The organism is Ruegeria sp. THAF57 (assembly GCF_903914075.1).
GTDB lineage: Bacteria > Pseudomonadota > Alphaproteobacteria > Rhodobacterales > Rhodobacteraceae > Ruegeria.
This window is the reverse complement of sequence record NZ_CAIWNQ010000002.1, coordinates 86,346-102,216: the sequence shown is the minus strand read 5'-3', so window position 1 is coordinate 102,216 and position 15,871 is coordinate 86,346. Positions and strand designations below refer to the sequence as shown.

Here is a 15,871-nt window from a genome sequence, read left to right as displayed (position 1 = left end):
ACTGTTCGGCGGCCTTGCCTAATGTCGGGGCCGACCGGAATGGGAAGGGCACAACATGCTGGCATCGAAACGCATTCTGCTGATCATCGGCGGAGGGATCGCGGCCTATAAGTCGTTGGACCTGATCCGACGGTTGAAGGAACGCGGCGCGTCTGTAACGCCTGTTCTGACGCGTGCGGCCGAAGAATTCGTAACACCCCTGTCTGTTTCCGCGCTTGCCGGGGAAAAGGTGTATCGCGATCTGTTTGATCTGACGGACGAGGCCGAGATGGGGCATATCCAATTGTCCCGGTCGGCGGACCTGATTGTTGTTGCGCCAGCCACGGCGGATTTGATGGGGAAAATGGCGGGCGGGCTGGCCAATGATCTGGCCTCGACCTTGTTGATGGCGACCGACACGCCGGTTTTGTGCGCCCCTGCCATGAACGTGCGCATGTGGGATCATCCCGCGACACAGCGCAATCTGCAGACGTTGAAGTCTGATGGGGTCGGTTTTGTCGGTCCGAATGAAGGCGACATGGCGTGTGGAGAATATGGCCCCGGTCGCATGTCCGAGCCATTGGAAATCGTCGCCGCGATTGAGGCCCAGCTTGGTGATGGCCCGCTTTTGGGGAAACGCGTCCTTGTAACCTCTGGCCCAACGCATGAGCCGATTGACCCGGTTCGGTATATTGCCAACCGGTCTTCGGGTGCGCAGGGCGCTGCGGTGGCGCGTGCGCTGGCTGCTCTGGGTGCAGAGGTGATCTTTGTGACCGGACCTGCCGATGTGCCAGCCCCGGACGGGGTGCAGGTTGTGCCTGTGGAGACTGCCCAGCAGATGTCTGACGCTGTGGACGCCGCGCTGCCCGTGGACGCCGGAGTATTTGCGGCTGCTGTGGCGGACTGGCGCGTGGCCAGTGCTTCGGACCGGAAGCTGAAAAAAACCCGTGACGGTATTCCCGCGCTGGAGTTCGCCGAAAACCCGGACATTCTGAAAAGGGTCGCGCAGATGAAGGACGGACGCCCCCCGTTGGTTGTTGGTTTTGCCGCCGAAACGGACAACGTGGTTGAACACGCGACGGCCAAACGCAAACGCAAGGGGTGTGATTGGATCGTTGCCAATGACGTCAGCCCTGCGACGGGGATCATGGGGGGGGCGGAAAACGCGGTTGTCCTGATCTCGGATCAGGGTTCGGAGGAATGGCCTCGTATGGGCAAGGACGCCGTGGCCAAGCGGCTGGCCGAAAAAATCGCGGATGCCTTGAACGGCTAGGCAAAAGGAACTCAGATGGTTGCAATTCGTGTGATCCGCGAGGACGGAGCGGACCCCTCGGTGCCCTTGCCTTCTTATGAAACGGCTGGGGCGGCTGGTGCGGATGTTCGGGCTAATATGCCGGACGGTGCGTCAGTCACCTTGCAGCCCGGCGAACGGGCGCTGGTTCCAACCGGGTTGCGGATCGAAATCCCACAGGGTTTCGAAGTGCAGGTGCGCCCGCGGTCCGGGCTTGCGCTGAAACATGGCATTACGCTGCCAAACACGCCGGGCACGATCGACAGTGACTATCGCGGTCCTTTGGGGGTGATCGTTCTGAATGCCGGACAAGAGGCGTTCGAGATCACGCACGGGGAACGGATCGCCCAACTGATCGTGGCCCCCGTTGTGCAGGCCACTTTTGAGGCTGCCGATACACTTAGCGACACCGCACGCGGGGCTGGCGGTTTCGGGTCAACCGGGCGCGGCTGATGCTGTTGGTGCTCACTCTGGCCGCTGGGTTGTGGGGTATCGGCTATCTTGCCGGGGTGTCCCGTACGGCGCGTCTGGCTTCGGTCGCGGTGTTGCTGCTGGGCGTAATAGCGGCCCAATTGGTGCTGCCCGACGGCCACCCCCTGCGTGCAGCAACAGGCGGGTCCGCTGCCATGTGGCTTATACTGGGTGGTTTCGCGGTTCTGGTTCTGGTTTACGGAAGGGTGCTGAAAGCGTTGCGAAACCGTGCAACCCCCGCCGCCAAGGAGCCCGCCATGCCATCCGACCAATTCACGGAAACCGAACTGGAACGCTATGCCCGCCATATCGTGCTGCGGGAACTGGGTGGCCCGGGTCAGAAAAAGATGAAACAGGCCCGCGTGCTGGTGATTGGTGCCGGTGGTCTGGGCGCGCCCGCGCTGCAATATCTGGCTGCTGCCGGGGTGGGGACCATCGGCGTGATCGACGATGATGATGTCGAAAATGCCAACCTGCAACGGCAAGTGATCCATCGGGATGCGGATATCGGGATGCCCAAGGTGTTCTCTGCCCAGCAGGCCATGAAAGCGCAGAACCCCAACGTGACCGTGCTTCCCTATCACCGTCGCCTGAACGATGAGATCGCCGCAGACCTGTTCGCCGATTTTGATCTGATCCTCGACGGAACGGACAATTTCGACACTCGCTATCTGGCCAACCGCACCGCCGTTGCGTTGGGCAAACCGCTGATCTCGGGCGCGTTGTCGCAATGGGAAGGACAACTGAGTGTCTTTGACCCTGCCCACGGCGCGCCTTGCTATCAGTGCATTTTCCCCGAGGCCCCGGCCCCCGGTCTGGCCCCTTCTTGTGCTGAGGCCGGCGTAATCGGCCCTCTGCCCGGGGTTGTCGGCTCGATGATGGCGGTCGAGGCGATCAAGGTGATCACCGGCGCGGGGCAGGCGCTGCGCGGCGAGATGCTGATCTATGACGCGCTTTACGGGGAAAGCCGAAAAATCACTCTTTCGCGCCGTGCCGACTGCCCGATTTGCGCTAAGTGACCCAGCGCACTGGATCATCCTGCCTCGCGTTCCTAGGTTGTGATCAAAGGAGAGTTTCATGACCAACCCGATCCTGTCCGACTGGACCACACCGTTTGAAATCGCACCGTTTGACACGATTGCCGATAGCGATTTTTCCCCCGCGCTGGACACCGCCCTAGAGGCGCATAACGCGCAGATCGACGCCATCGCGGACAACCCCGACGCGCCCACATTTGCCAACACGGTCGAGGCGCTTGAGGCCGCAGGTGAGCAGTTGGACAAGGTTCTGTCCGTGTTCTTCACCGTGGCAGGGGCCGACAGCAACCCGACGCGCGAGGAATTGCAGCGGGATTTCTCGCCCAAACTGGCGGCGCATTTCTCGGGCATTTCCTCGAACAAGGCGTTGTTTCAGCGGTTGGCCGATCTGTGGGCGCGCAAGGATGATCTGGGCCTGACGGACGAACAGGCGCGGGTGCTGATGCTGACCCATCGCGGGTTCGTGCGCGCCGGTGCGGCGCTGACCGGGGATGCGGACACGCGGATGCAGGCGATCAAGGCGCGGCTAGCCTCGCTGGGTACATCCTTCACTCAGAACCTGCTTGCGGATGAGCGTGAGTGGTTCATGCCCCTGTCCGAGGATGATCTGGAAGGCCTGCCCGATTTCGTCGTGGATGCGGCCCGCGCCGCCGGACAGGAAAAGGGCGCGGACGGTCCGGTTGTGACCCTGTCGCGCTCAATCATCGTGCCGTTCCTGCAATTCTCGCCCCGCCGCGATCTGCGCGAGGTGGCGTATAAGGCGTGGACCGCGCGTGGCGCGAACGGGGGCGAGACAGATAACCGCGAAATTGCCGCCGAAATCCTTTCCCTGCGCGAAGAACGCGCCAAGCTGCTGGGCTATGACAATTTCGCGGCCTATAAGTTGGAAACTGAGATGGCCCGCACGCCGGACAAAGTGCGTGATCTGTTGATGCAGGTCTGGGAACCGGCCAAGGCCCGAGCCGATGTGGATGCCGAGATTCTGACGCAGATGATGCAGGTGGATGGGGTCAACGGCCCTCTGGCCGCGTGGGACTGGCGCTACTATGCCGAGAAACGTCGCAAGGCCGAGCATGATCTGGATGAGGCCGCGCTGAAACCCTACCTGCAACTGGATCGGATGATCGAGGCCGCCTTTGCCTGCGCCAACCGTTTGTTCGGGTTGGAATTCGCGCCGCTGGATGTGCCGCTTTACCACCCCGATTGCCGCGCGTGGGAGGTCACGCGCAACAGCCAGCATGTCGCAGTGTTCATAGGGGATTACTTTGCGCGCGGGTCCAAGCGATCCGGCGCGTGGTGCAGCGCGATGCGGTCTCAGGCCAAATTCCCCAAGGCGCAGGCTCCTGTCGTGATCAACGTGTGCAACTTCGCCAAGGGCGATCCGGCGCTGTTGTCCTATGATGACGCGCGGACGCTGTTTCATGAATTCGGCCATGCACTGCATCAGATGCTGTCGGATGTCACCTATGAAAGCATTTCGGGCACATCCGTGGCGCGCGATTTTGTAGAACTGCCAAGCCAATTGTACGAACACTGGCTGGAAGTGCCCGAGGTTCTGGCCGAGTTTGCCACCCATGCTGACACCGGCGCGCCGATGCCGCAGGACATGCTGGACAAGGTGCTGAAGGCGGCCAATTTCGATCAGGGGTTCCAGACGGTGGAATATGTCGCCTCGGCGCTGGTCGATCTGGAGTTCCACGACGGTGCGGCCCCGGCAGACCCGATGGCGACACAGGCGCAGGTGCTAGAGGGTCTGGGGATGCTCCCGGCCATCGGGATGCGCCATGCCACGCCGCATTTCGCCCATGTGTTTGCGGGCGACGGCTATAGCTCGGGCTATTACAGCTATATGTGGTCCGAGGTCATGGATGCCGACGCCTTCGCCGCCTTTGAAGAGGCCGGAGGTGCGTTTGATCCCGACCGCGCCAAGGCGCTGGAGGAAAATATCCTGTCCACCGGTGGCTCGCGCGAGGCCGAAGAGCTGTATCTGGCCTTCCGGGGCCGGTTGCCGGGGGTTGAGGCGTTGTTGAAAGGCCGCGGCCTGATCGCGGCATGATTAGTATCCCAGATCGCGGTTCACGACGTTCAGCAGGGGTTTGCCGGCTTCACCTCGGGCGATGTTGTCACAAATGACCTGCGCGGCCGTGGCCGGGCGGGTTTCCGATGCGATGTGGGGCGTGACCGTCACTTTGGGGTGTGCCCAATAGGGATGATCGGTGGGCAGGGGTTCCACCCGAAAAACATCCAGTGTCGCGTGCCCGATCTGGCCGGAGTTCAATGCTGACAAGAGCGCGTCGTCGTCTATCAATGGTCCCCGGCCGGGATTGATAATACGTGCACCCTTCGGCAGCAGAGCCAGTGTCTCGGCGTTCAGTGTATTTGTGGTCGCAGGCGTATCCGGCAAGAGCAACACGATGATTTCAGCTTGCGACAAGGCTGCACGCAGCCCCGTGTCACCATGCAGACATCTTACCCCCGGAATATCCTTGGCGGTGCGGCTCCAGCCCGTGACATCGAAACCAAGCGTGGCTAGGGCGCGCGCGGCGGCCTCACCCAATGCCCCAAGACCCAGGATGCAAATCCTCCGCTCGGGCGCCAGTGGTGGGGCGTCCGGGATCCATACGCCATCTTGAACAGTGATGTGCTGATCCATCCCAAGGTGATAGCGCAGAACATGCCCCACCACCCATTCTGTCATGCCTTGCGTCAGGCCGTGATCTACCATCCGCGCCAGAGGAACGGTCAGGGTTTCGTTTCCCGCGATGTTCTCGACTCCGGCCCAAAGGCTCAGCACGGCCTTCAGGCGTGTATATGGCGCGAAGTCCAGAAGCCCGCCATTTGGGGCGTAGACGATATAGTCTACCTGATCCGGCTCAATGTCGGTTGCCAGATGAAAGTTCAGACCAGCCTGGTTCAGTCCCTTTTCCAACAGCGGCTGGTATACGGGCCAAAGCTCTGGGCGTGCGGAAAACAGGACGTTCACGGACATTGGGAGCCTTTCAGATCACCGTGGGCGGTGGATATGGGCGCTTTGGACAATACCGAAGGCTGCCATCAGAACCAGCATGGCCGATCCGCCATAGCTGACCATTGGCAGGGGCACACCCACAACTGGGGCAAGGCCCATGACCATCGACATGTTCACGGCAAAAAACAGGAAGAAGTTCAGCGCGATCCCGAGTGTCACCAACGAAGAAAACCTGTCCTTCGTCGACAGCGCCGTGACCATGCAGAAGATCAGGATCAGCCCGTACAGGGTCAAGAGTGTGATGCCGCCAACAAAGCCGAACTCTTCGGCCAGTGTGGTAAAGATGAAGTCGGTGTGTTTTTCAGGTAGGAAGTTCAGCCGCGATTGTGTGCCCTGCATGAATCCGCGCCCGTTCCACCCCCCTGACCCCAAGGCGATTTTCGACTGCGTAATATGGTACCCGGCACCCAGCGGGTCGGTAGACGGGTCGAGAAACGTGTCGATGCGGCGAAACTGATAGTCTTTCAGAAGCTGCCATTCTGTTCCACGGCTGTTGAACACGGTGGCAATCAGACCGACGCCCGCCGCAATCACTGCAGCGAAGTAGGCCCAGTGGACACCCGCCAGAAACATCAATCCACCCCCGGCCGCGAGCAGCAGGATCGAGGTGCCAAGATCCGGCTGGCGTAGCACCATGAACGTGGGAATTAAGATTAGGATGACGGGGATGATCACCCAAATCGGACGCGATGTTTTGTGCGATGGCAACCAGTCATAATACGACGCCAGCAGCATCACCAACGTCACTTTCATGACTTCGGATGGTTGCAGTCGCATGAACCCAAGATCAATCCAACGTTGTGCACCCATTCCGACAGTGCCGAACAATTCCACGAATACCAGCAATGCGATCGAGCCCAGATAGGCCACCACTGACATGTTGCGCCAGAACCAGATCGGCACAAGCGCCACGATGAACATGACCGCAAGGCCAAGGCCGAACCGCTCCATCTGAGGTTCAGCCCAGGGCGTCCAAGATCCACCGGCCACCGAATACAGCATCAAGAACCCGGCGCTGGCTGTGCTGATCAGCAACAGGGTGAGCGGCCAGTTCATAAACAGAAATTTGCGAAACCCTGACGGAGTGGATTTGACGGCGTATTCAAGATAGCTCATGCGCGGTCCTTTTCGGTCGGACGCGCTTTGGGGCGGCGGTCGCCCTCAAGCCGTTTCTGCTGTTCCTTGATGCGGTCTCGGTCGGCCACCGGGTAGGCTTCCAGTGGAGGTGTGCCATTGTAAAGGGCCTGCAGCATAATGTCCCGTGCAACCGGTGCGGCCGCCTTGGAGCCCCCACCCCCGTGTTCCACGACGACGGCAACGGCATATTTTGGGTTGTCATACGGCGCAAAGCTGACGAACAGCGCGTGGTCGCGGCGTTCCCATGGCAAGTCTTCGTTGCGGATAACACCAGCAGCGCGTTCGGCCTTGGTGATGTTGCGCACCTGACTGGTTCCGGTTTTGCCCGCCATGCGGAACTCATCAGCGATAATCCGGCTGCGATAGGCCGTTCCGCGCCGGTCGTTCGAGACCGAGAACATCGCTTTGCGCACCTGTTCAAGGTTGTTTGGGTTCACCGCCAAAGGTTCACCCGCGCCCGAGGGTTCTTCGATCCCGTTCACTGAGCGTACCAAACGCGGCGAGACAGCGCGCCCTGTAGCGATCCGCGCCGTCATGACCGCCAGCTGCAACGGTGACGCCAGCATGAACCCCTGACCGATCGAGGCATTCGCCGTGTCGCCCACCAGCCAATCCTGACCGTGCACGCGCTGTTTCCATTCCTGGTTCGGTGCAAGCCCTGCGGCAACGGCGGACATCGGTATGTCGTGTTTCACGCCCAGTCCGAATATGCGCGCCATGTCCGAGATCCGGTCGATACCGGTGCGCAAAGCCACGTCATAGTAGTAAACATCGCAACTGCGTTTGAGCGATGTTTCCAGATCGACGGTGCCATGGCCGCCGCGCTTCCAGCAGTGGAACCTGCGGCTGCCGACCTTCAGGTGGCCGGGACAATACACGGTATTGGACGGGCCGATTACCCCGGCCTCAAGCGCGGCCATTGCGGTGATCATCTTGAAAGTCGAGCCGGGAGGGTAAGTGCCCTGCACCGTCTTGTTGGCCAGCGGGCGGTAGTTGTCCTGAGTCAGCGTCCGATAATCCGCGACAGAAATGCCGCGCACGAACAGGTTTGGATCGAAACTGGGGGCAGAGCTGATGGCGCGTATGTCCCCGGTTTCGCAATCAATTACAACGGCTGCGGCACTTTCCCCTGCCAAACGTGCCTGCGCGTATTGCTGCAGGTCTGCGTCCACGGATAGCTGAAGATCGGCACCGGCCTCACCCACTTGCCTGTCCAATTCGCGCATCACGCGGCCTGTGGCGTTGACCTCGACCCGTTTGGCGCCTGCTTTGCCGCGCAAGGTGCCTTCCTGCTTGGCTTCCAGACCGACCTTTCCGATTTGAAAACGGGGAATGCGAAGAACTGGCTCGGGGTCCTCGATCTGGCTGAGGTCATAGTCGCTGACAGGGCCTACATACCCAACGACATGCGCAAAGTCTTCGTATCTTGGGTACTGGCGGGTCATGCCAACTTCGGGGGTGACGCCGGGCAGGGCTGGTGCGTTGACGGCGACTTTTGAGATATCTTCCCACGTCACCTGATCCGCCAGCGTCACCGGCAGGAACGGGGCCGACCGGCGCATTTCAGTCTTGGCGCGTTCGATCTCGTCCTCGGTCAACGGGATCAAATCGGACAGTTTGGAGATGACGGCATCAACATCGCCTGCGTCCTCGCGGACCATTACGATCCGGTAGGAAGGAGAGTTCTGGCCGATTATTTGCCCATTGCGGTCATAGATCCGCCCGCGTGTTGGGGGGATAAGCCGAATATTGATGCGGTTCTCTTCCGCAAGCAGGCGGTATTCGTCAGCCTGATCCACCTGCATGAACCGCATTCGGGCCGCCAGCCCGCCAATGAAGGCCGCCTGCAATCCGCCCAAGACCACCGCGCGGCGCGGCAGGCGTTTATAGGCAAGCCCCTGCGATTTGGTCTTGCGCTGTTTCATGACCGAAGCCCCGCTGTAGCAGAATCCACCGCCGAGGCGCGTCGAACGCCGAATCCGCTTTGGCTGAGAAGAACGATCAGCGGATAAACTGCAATTGTCAGAACCACTTGTATCACCATCGGCCCCAATGCCGCTTGTTGCACCGTTAGAATAGCAAGAATTATGCGGTTCAGTACAAAAACAGCCGTGATCGCGACGGCTGCGGTTGTCCATTCGGCAATAAATCCGGCGTCGCGCATGCCGGGCGCGGCCCCGCGCAAATAGGCTGCCCCCAGAACAACAAGCGCAGCCAGCAATCCCGGGGGGCGCTGCAACAACAGGTCTGCCAGCAGCATCACGATCGCGATCAAAGGGATTGGAACATATTCAGGCCGCCGCAAGACCCAAGCGAAGGTCAAGGCCATCAGAAGGTCGGGAAACGGCAAGCGCCCCGGTTGTGTGTTCAGCGGCAATAGATGCAAAAACATGATTAGAAAGGCCAGAAACAGGTACAGCGCCCGCTTGGTCCAAAGCTGCGAGACCTGCCTATCCATCGCCGGCCTCTGCAGGTGCTATGGCAGTTTCGGGTCGTCTTGGCCCGACGATATCGCCGGAATCCTCAATCGGAGGCGCAGAGTGGAACCGCAGGACACGCAGAAACTCGAGCCTTTCGAAATCAGCAGACAAACGGACCCGCAGGCGCCCACCGGGGTCAGCCGTGATCTGACCGATCAGAAGGCCACCCGGGAAAACGCCGCCATCGCCCGACGTGACAACCCGGTCACCGGGCCGCACAAGTTCGCGGTTTTCAAGAAACTCGACCGCCGGAGAAGGCGTGTTATCCCCCGCGATCAGAGCGGTCTGACCAGAGGGTTGAATGGTTGCGGGTATCGCGCTGGAGGCATCGGTCATCAGGATCACCCGCGCTGTATCCGGGCCAACGCCCGAGATGCGCCCAACCACGCCGATCCCATCCATCGTGGCCCAGCCGTCCATAATTCCGTCACGCTCACCCACATTCAGCAGAACAGACTGACGGAAGGGCGAGCCGCTGTCCGCCATAACAACGCCGGTGATATAGGTCAGGCGCGGATCAAGCCGCACATTGTTGAGGTCAAGAAGGCGCGCATTTTCCTGTTCAAGCTGAAGAGCCGCTTCTTTCCACGCGCGCATCAGGCGCAGTTCGCTGCGCAATTCCTGATTTTGCTCGCTCAGGCGCTGATAGCTTTGAAAATCACGTACAAGGTTTACAACGGCAGTGACCGGAACCATGGCCCAATCCATCGAGGGTACGACGGTGTCTACGACCTGTGCGCGGAACCGCTCGACCCGCGGGCTGTCAATGCGCCAGACCAGAAAGATGCCCAACAGACACAGAACAACGATCCCCAACAGCAGGCGGCGCAAGGGGGTTGTGTATTCGTCGCGCTGTGATCGGTCCTTTGCCACAGGTTACCTTCCCGTGCTGCTCTTGCCCGAGTTTTCACCCCAAAAGGGTGCGCGCCTTAGCTTTCGTAGTCAATCGCGTGGCGCAGTTGTTTTTCATATTCCAGCGCCTTGCCGGTGCCCAAAGCCACACAGTTCAGGCTTTCATCGGCAATCGACACGGCCAGACCGGTCTGTTCGCGCAGGGCAAGGTCCAGATCACCCAGCAGCGCACCGCCGCCGGTCAGCATCACGCCCCGGTCCACGATATCCGCTGCCAGATCGGGCGGTGTGGTTTCCAGCGCGGTCATCACCGCCTCGCAAATCTGTTGGACGGGCTCGGATAGCGCCTCAGCCACCTGTGCCTGACTGATCTCGATTTCCTTGGGTACACCATTCAACAGGTCACGGCCCCGGATATGCATCGACTGGCCGCGTCCATCGTCGGGCATGCGCGCGGTGCCGATGGTGGTCTTGATACGTTCGGCAGTGGATTCACCGACGAGAAGGTTCTGCTGTCGACGCAGGTACGAGATGATCGCCTCGTCCATCCGGTCGCCGCCAACGCGGACCGAGCGCGCGTAGACGATGTCGCCCAGCGAAAGGACCGCAACCTCGGTCGTACCGCCGCCGATGTCGACGACCATGTTGCCGGTTGGATCAGTGATCGGCATCCCGGCACCAATGGCGGCTGCAATCGGTTCGGCAATCAGGCCTGCGCGGCGCGCGCCTGCGGACAGAACCGACTGTCGGATCGCGCGTTTTTCAACGGGTGTCGCGCCATGGGGCACGCAGACAATGATCTTTGGCTTCGAGAAGGTCGAGCGTTTGTGCACCTTGCGGATGAAGTGCTTGATCATTTCCTCGGCGGTGTCGAAATCCGCGATGACGCCTTCGCGCATTGGGCGGATCGCTTCGATGGAACCCGGTGTCCGGCCCAGCATCAGCTTGGCGTCCTCACCCACGGCCAAAACCTTTTTGACACCGTCCTTGACGTGATAGGCAACCACTGAGGGTTCCGACAAGATCACACCGCGCCCTTTGACATAAACCAGCGTGTTCGCTGTCCCAAGGTCGATGGCCATGTCCGCTGTGAACAAGCCGCCCAGATTGCCAAAGATTCCCATGTGTTCACTGATCCCGTTCGTCAGAATTTCTACTGCCCGCGACTCGACGGTTCCGGGACGGATGTCTTATAGGGTGCCATCTCGCCCGGTAAAAGGCCTGATTCCGCGTCAATCAGCACCTTTCCGCCTTATTGAGAGGGACTTTAGAAGGCAACATGCTCTCATATCAACATATTTACCACGCTGGAAATCTGGCTGATGTGCAAAAGCACGCTTTGTTGGCATGGATGCTGAAATATCTGACCCGCAAGGACAAGCCTCTGACCTATCTCGAGACGCATTCGGGCCGTGGCTTGTATCAGTTGGATGCAGCCGAGGCCGTGCGGACGGGCGAGGCCGCTGCCGGAATCGAACGGGCGCGGCGTGAAGGGTGGTTCAGCGCGGATCATCCCTTGTCAAAGGCGCTGAATACTGTCCGGGCGCGCCATGGCAAGAACAGCTATGCCGGTTCGCCCCTGATCGCTGCAAGTCTTCTGCGTGAACAGGACAGTTTGCACTTTGCCGAGTTGCACCCGCAGGAACACGCGGCACTGTCTATGACGATGTCTGCCTACGGTGCAAAGGTCTACAGGCAGGATGGGTACGAACTGGCGCAGTCGTTGCTGCCACCGACGCCACGACGAGGGTTGCTGTTGGTCGACCCAAGCTATGAGGTGAAATCGGAGTACGATCGCTTGCCCGGGATCATTTCCAAGCTGCATCGAAAGTGGAACGTTGGTGTGATTGCGTTGTGGTATCCGATCCTCTCCGACGGGCGGCACAAAGCGATGGTTGAGGCGCTGGCAAAACAGAACCTGCCGAAAGTCGAATGTCATGAAGTCCGGTTTCCGGCCGCACGCGAAGGGCACCGCATGATCGGTTCCGGGATGTTTGTGGTCAATGCGCCTTTTGGGTTTGATGAGGAAACCCGCCGGTTGGATTCACTCTTTGCAGGGCTTTAAGACGCCTGAATACATGCGTCGGTCGCATTGATCCCCACCCTATACACGTACAGGGTGTTTTTTGAAAATTCCTTATGACAATGGGGTTTTCGGCCCTAGAATTCGAGCGAGGAGGGGTGCCATGGATCGCCGACTTGCTACGGTTCTGGCTGCCGACATGGTCGGGTACAGCCGTTTGATGGAAAACGATGAACAAGGCACGCTGGCGCGGTTGCGCACGCACCGAATAGAACTGATTGATCCGGCTATCGACAAGAACAGGGGCACGATCATCAAAACCACCGGCGACGGGATGCTGGTCGAGTTTTCCAGCGCCAGCGACGCGGTTACCTGCGCGGTCGAGGTTCAGAACCGGATGCTGCGGCGGAATGCAGATGTTCCAAGGGATCAGCGCATACAGTTCCGGATAGGCATCAATCTTGATGAGATCATTTTCGAGGACGGCGATATCTTTGGCAGCGGCGTAAACATTGCCGCCCGGTTGGAGCAGTCCGCCCGTGCCGGAGGCGTGGTGATTTCGGGCACAGTTCATGATCAGGTGTCTGGTCGACTTGATTTTCAATATCAGGACTTGGGCAATCTCGAGCTCAAGAACCTGTCTCAGCCCGTCCATGCCTATCGTGTCGAATTGGATGGACCTTCTGACGACGTCGAGCCGATAGAAGAAGCGGATACCAAGGTCGTAAAGCCTTCGATCGCGGTATTACCTTTCGCCAACATGAGCGGCGACACCGAGCAGGAGTTCTTTGCTGACGGTCTGACCGAGGACTTGCTGACCGAACTTAGCAGAAGGCACGAATTGTTCGTAATCTCTCGTAATTCCAGTTTTGTCTACAAGGGGCAGGCCGTGAATGTGCGAGAGGTCGGTGAAAAACTGGGGGCGCAGTACATTGTCGAGGGCAGTGTGCGAAAGGCCGGAAACCGGGTGCGTGTCACCGTTCAGCTTATCGACAGCGATAGTGACGGGCACGTCTGGGCCGAAAAATACGACCGTGATCTGGACGACATATTTGCGATTCAGGACGAAGTGATTTCCGCTGTGGTCGCCACCTTGCCGGGGCGGATCGAAGCATCGCAGCAAGAGGGTCTGACACGCAAGACACCCTCCAGTTTCGCAGCGTATGAATGTGTCTTGGCGGCCAAGGTGCTGCACCATCGCAGCACGCGCCAAGCGAATGTCGAAGCGACCGAAATGATCGACCGGGCAATCAAACTGGATCCGGATTATGCGCATGCCCACGCCTGGAGCGGTTGTATCCGTGGACAGGCCTGGGGGTACGGCTGGTGTGACGACCGCGAAACGATGCTGGCCGAATGCGAAGAGGCTATCCTCAAGGCCGCATCGCTGGATGACAACGACGCTGACGTGCATCGCCTGATGGCGGCGGTCGAGATATTGCGAAACAATCTTGGGCGTGCGCGGTACCATCAGGAAAGAGCGTTGTCTTTGAACCCCAATTACGACCTTGTCGTTGTCCAGATGGGTGAGTTGTTGACCTGGTCAGGCCGACCCGAAGAGGGGGCGGAATGGATACAGAAAGCCATGCGTCTAAACCCGCATCACCCCGCCCGGTTCTGGAGCCATCTGGGAAAGGCGCGGTTCTGCGCCAGAAACTATCATCAGGCGCTTGACGACTTTGGACGTTTACCGTCTCTGGACATGGTCCAGAACGCCTATGTTGCGGCCTGTCACGCCTGGCTTGGAAATGATGCCGAAGCGCGCGAACATGCCGAGGCAGTCGAAGCCGTGCAACCTGACATCAGCATCGAGGATATCGTCGCAACGCTGCACTATTCCAAGGAGGACGATCTGTACCATTTCGTCCGAGGCTTGGAAAAAGCCGGTTTGTCCTGACCCGTCAAACGAAAAACGGCCCGCTTGTGCGGGCCGTCCGGTTTATGTCAGATCCTTGTAGCTGATCTCGCGGGCGTCGGCGCCGGGGCCTGCCTTTTCACGTCGCATGATCAACCGGTTCAGTGCGTGGATATACGCCTTGGCGGATGCAACGACTGTATCGGTATTCGCCGATTGGCCCGTTGCGATCATGCCATCTTCTTCCAGCCGCACGGACACGGTGGCCTGAGCATCGGTGCCTTCGGTCACGGCATGCACCTGATAAAGCTGCAAATGTGCCTTGTTGGGATAGATCGACCTGATCGCCTTGAAGGTCGCGTCCACCGGTCCGTCGCCATGTTCCGTCGCGATGATGTCTTTGCCGTCCATTTCCAGCTCGACCGTCGATTCCGCCTGACCGCCTGTACCACATGTGACTTTCATGGACACCAGTTGGAGGTAGTCGTCGGCATCATCCAACGTCATCAGGGCAATGAGGTCGTCGTCGAACACCTCTTTCTTGCGGTCGGCCAAGTCTTTGAAGCGCACGAAAATGTCGCGCAACTGGTTGTCGCCAACCTCATAGCCCAGCGTTTCCAGCTTGTCGCGCAATGCGGCGCGGCCCGAGTGCTTGCCCAACGGCAGGGATGTTCCGGACAGGCCGATATCTTCTGGGCGCATTATTTCGAAGTTTTCGCGGTTCTTCAGCATCCCGTCCTGATGGATGCCACTTTCATGGGCAAAGGCGTTCTTGCCAACGATGGCTTTGTTGAACTGCACCGGGAAGCCCGCCACGGTCGCCACCCGGCGCGAGATATGCATGATCTTGGTGGTGTCGATACCCGTTGTCCAAGGCATGATGTCGTTACGAGTCCGCAAGGCCATCACGACCTCTTCCAAAGCGGTGTTGCCCGCGCGTTCACCCAGACCGTTGATGGTGCACTCGATCTGACGCGCCCCGCCTGCGACTGCGGCCAGAGAGTTCGCGGTCGCCATGCCAAGGTCATTGTGGCAATGCGTGGCAAACACCACCTCATCCGCGCCCGGCACGGTCTCGATCAGGCGTTTGATCAGGTCCGCGCTTTCGACCGGAGCGGTATAACCCACGGTATCAGGGATATTGATCGTGGTGGCCCCGGCCTTGATCGCGATCTCAATTACTCGGCAGAGGTAATCCCATTCCGTCCGGGTCGCGTCCATCGGCGACCATTGTACGTTTTCGCAAAGGTTACGGGCATGGCTGACCGTTTCGTGGATCTTGTCGGCCATTTCGTCCATCGTCAGGTTCGGAATGGCGCGGTGCAGGGGCGAGGTGCCGATGAAGGTGTGAATCCGGTTTTTGTTGGCGCGTTTCACAGCCTCCCAGCAACGGTCAATGTCAGCGAAATTGGCGCGGGCCAGACCGCAGATGCGGCTGTTTTTCGACCGCTCGGCGATCTCGCTGACAGCCTTGAAGTCACCCTCGGAGGCGATGGGGAACCCGGCCTCGATAATGTCGACGCCCATCTCGTCCAGCAGTTCGGCAATCTCAAGCTTTTCGTTGTGGGTCATGGTCGCGCCGGGGCTTTGTTCGCCGTCGCGCAAAGTGGTGTCAAAGATCAAGACGCGGTCTTGGTCGGTCACATTGGTCATGGGAATCTCTTTCTTCTTCTGTCCTAAAGCCTATGGCGCGCGGGCGTCCTCCTCTGAGCGGGCGC

General features: G+C 59.7%; 13 protein-coding genes. 6 read left to right on the top strand and 7 right to left on the bottom strand.

What is annotated here, in order from left to right; translation table 11 throughout:
- Positions 1 to 55 precede the first annotated feature (55 nt).
- From coaBC to RUESEDTHA_RS04460, 4 genes are read left to right on the top strand one after another with little or no spacing between them, the layout of a single operon-like run.
- Positions 56 to 1,252 carry a bifunctional phosphopantothenoylcysteine decarboxylase/phosphopantothenate--cysteine ligase CoaBC gene (coaBC, locus tag RUESEDTHA_RS04475; protein ID WP_180884784.1) on the top strand — a complete coding sequence of 399 codons (1,197 nt, stop codon included), beginning with the start codon at positions 56 to 58 and terminating at the stop codon, positions 1,250 to 1,252.
- 15 nt (positions 1,253 to 1,267) lie between these two features.
- Positions 1,268 to 1,723: a dUTP diphosphatase gene (gene dut / locus RUESEDTHA_RS04470; RefSeq protein ID WP_180884782.1), complete on the top strand. Its 456-nt coding sequence runs from the start codon at positions 1,268 to 1,270 to the stop codon at positions 1,721 to 1,723.
- Positions 1,723 to 2,760, top strand: a complete 1,038-nt coding sequence (locus tag RUESEDTHA_RS04465; protein ID WP_180884779.1) for a molybdopterin-synthase adenylyltransferase MoeB — start codon at positions 1,723 to 1,725, stop codon at positions 2,758 to 2,760. Before dut ends, RUESEDTHA_RS04465 begins: the two co-directional genes overlap by 1 nt.
- Positions 2,761 to 2,818: 58 nt before the next feature.
- Complete coding sequence (locus tag RUESEDTHA_RS04460) at positions 2,819 to 4,834, top strand: M3 family metallopeptidase (protein ID WP_180884777.1); 2,016 nt, start codon at positions 2,819 to 2,821, stop codon at positions 4,832 to 4,834.
- Here the strand turns inward: RUESEDTHA_RS04460 and RUESEDTHA_RS04455 are convergent, their stop codons facing one another.
- Genes RUESEDTHA_RS04455 through RUESEDTHA_RS04430 form a run of 6 tightly spaced genes read right to left on the bottom strand, consistent with a single transcriptional unit; the run spans position 4,835 to position 11,399 of the window.
- Positions 4,835 to 5,767, bottom strand: coding sequence for a glyoxylate/hydroxypyruvate reductase A (locus tag RUESEDTHA_RS04455; protein ID WP_180884775.1), 933 nt, complete (start codon positions 5,765 to 5,767; stop codon positions 4,835 to 4,837). It lies immediately after the preceding gene.
- Between the two features lie 15 nt (positions 5,768 to 5,782).
- On the bottom strand, positions 5,783 to 6,922 hold the full coding sequence (rodA, locus tag RUESEDTHA_RS04450) for a rod shape-determining protein RodA (protein ID WP_171122480.1): 1,140 nt from the start codon (positions 6,920 to 6,922) through the stop codon (positions 5,783 to 5,785).
- Entirely contained in the window at positions 6,919 to 8,868 is a 1,950-nt protein-coding gene (mrdA, locus tag RUESEDTHA_RS04445; RefSeq protein ID WP_180884773.1) for a penicillin-binding protein 2, read from the bottom strand. The genes rodA and mrdA overlap by 4 nt, the downstream gene beginning before the upstream one ends.
- Entirely contained in the window at positions 8,865 to 9,401 is a 537-nt protein-coding gene (locus tag RUESEDTHA_RS04440; RefSeq protein ID WP_180884771.1) for a rod shape-determining protein MreD, read from the bottom strand. Before RUESEDTHA_RS04440 ends, mrdA begins: the two co-directional genes overlap by 4 nt.
- A complete protein-coding gene (gene mreC / locus RUESEDTHA_RS04435) occupies positions 9,394 to 10,296 on the bottom strand; it encodes a rod shape-determining protein MreC (protein WP_171124521.1) in 903 nt (300 codons plus the stop codon). The genes RUESEDTHA_RS04440 and mreC overlap by 8 nt, the downstream gene beginning before the upstream one ends.
- A 56-nt stretch (positions 10,297 to 10,352) precedes the next feature.
- The gene (locus RUESEDTHA_RS04430) at positions 10,353 to 11,399 is read right to left on the bottom strand and encodes a rod shape-determining protein (protein ID WP_039523195.1); all 1,047 of its coding nucleotides are present in this window, start codon (positions 11,397 to 11,399) and stop codon (positions 10,353 to 10,355) included.
- Between the two features lie 155 nt (positions 11,400 to 11,554).
- On the opposite strand from RUESEDTHA_RS04430, the gene RUESEDTHA_RS04425 reads away from it, so the two are divergent.
- Together RUESEDTHA_RS04425 and RUESEDTHA_RS04420 are read left to right on the top strand one after the other, a co-directional pair.
- Complete coding sequence (locus RUESEDTHA_RS04425; protein ID WP_180884769.1) at positions 11,555 to 12,340, top strand: 23S rRNA (adenine(2030)-N(6))-methyltransferase RlmJ; 786 nt, start codon at positions 11,555 to 11,557, stop codon at positions 12,338 to 12,340.
- A gap of 121 nt (positions 12,341 to 12,461) precedes the next feature.
- On the top strand, positions 12,462 to 14,195 hold the full coding sequence (locus RUESEDTHA_RS04420) for an adenylate/guanylate cyclase domain-containing protein (RefSeq protein WP_180884767.1): 1,734 nt from the start codon (positions 12,462 to 12,464) through the stop codon (positions 14,193 to 14,195).
- Positions 14,196 to 14,237: 42 nt separating this feature from the next.
- Here RUESEDTHA_RS04420 and RUESEDTHA_RS04415 read toward each other — a convergent pair whose 3' ends face one another.
- Positions 14,238 to 15,806 (bottom strand): 2-isopropylmalate synthase, encoded by a 1,569-nt coding sequence (locus tag RUESEDTHA_RS04415; protein WP_180884765.1) that lies wholly within the window; start codon positions 15,804 to 15,806, stop codon positions 14,238 to 14,240.
- Positions 15,807 to 15,871: the final 65 nt, after the last annotated feature.

Bases quoted from the DNA above. Each gene is read 5' to 3' on its own strand.
- RUESEDTHA_RS04455 (WP_180884775.1), bottom strand. From the start codon at position 5,767: ATGTCCGTGAACGTCCTGTTTTCCGCACGCCCAGAGCTTTGGCCCGTA.
- RUESEDTHA_RS04430 (WP_039523195.1), bottom strand. From the start codon at position 11,399: ATGGGAATCTTTGGCAATCTGGGCGGCTTGTTCACAGCGGACATGGCC.
- mrdA (WP_180884773.1), bottom strand. From the start codon at position 8,868: ATGAAACAGCGCAAGACCAAATCGCAGGGGCTTGCCTATAAACGCCTG.
- RUESEDTHA_RS04420 (WP_180884767.1), top strand. From the start codon at position 12,462: ATGGATCGCCGACTTGCTACGGTTCTGGCTGCCGACATGGTCGGGTAC.
- RUESEDTHA_RS04440 (WP_180884771.1), bottom strand. From the start codon at position 9,401: ATGGATAGGCAGGTCTCGCAGCTTTGGACCAAGCGGGCGCTGTACCTG.
- RUESEDTHA_RS04460 (WP_180884777.1), top strand. From the start codon at position 2,819: ATGACCAACCCGATCCTGTCCGACTGGACCACACCGTTTGAAATCGCA.
- RUESEDTHA_RS04425 (WP_180884769.1), top strand. From the start codon at position 11,555: ATGCTCTCATATCAACATATTTACCACGCTGGAAATCTGGCTGATGTG.
- RUESEDTHA_RS04415 (WP_180884765.1), bottom strand. From the start codon at position 15,806: ATGACCAATGTGACCGACCAAGACCGCGTCTTGATCTTTGACACCACT.
- coaBC (WP_180884784.1), top strand. From the start codon at position 56: ATGCTGGCATCGAAACGCATTCTGCTGATCATCGGCGGAGGGATCGCG.
- rodA (WP_171122480.1), bottom strand. From the start codon at position 6,922: ATGAGCTATCTTGAATACGCCGTCAAATCCACTCCGTCAGGGTTTCGC.
- RUESEDTHA_RS04465 (WP_180884779.1), top strand. From the start codon at position 1,723: ATGCTGTTGGTGCTCACTCTGGCCGCTGGGTTGTGGGGTATCGGCTAT.
- dut (WP_180884782.1), top strand. From the start codon at position 1,268: ATGGTTGCAATTCGTGTGATCCGCGAGGACGGAGCGGACCCCTCGGTG.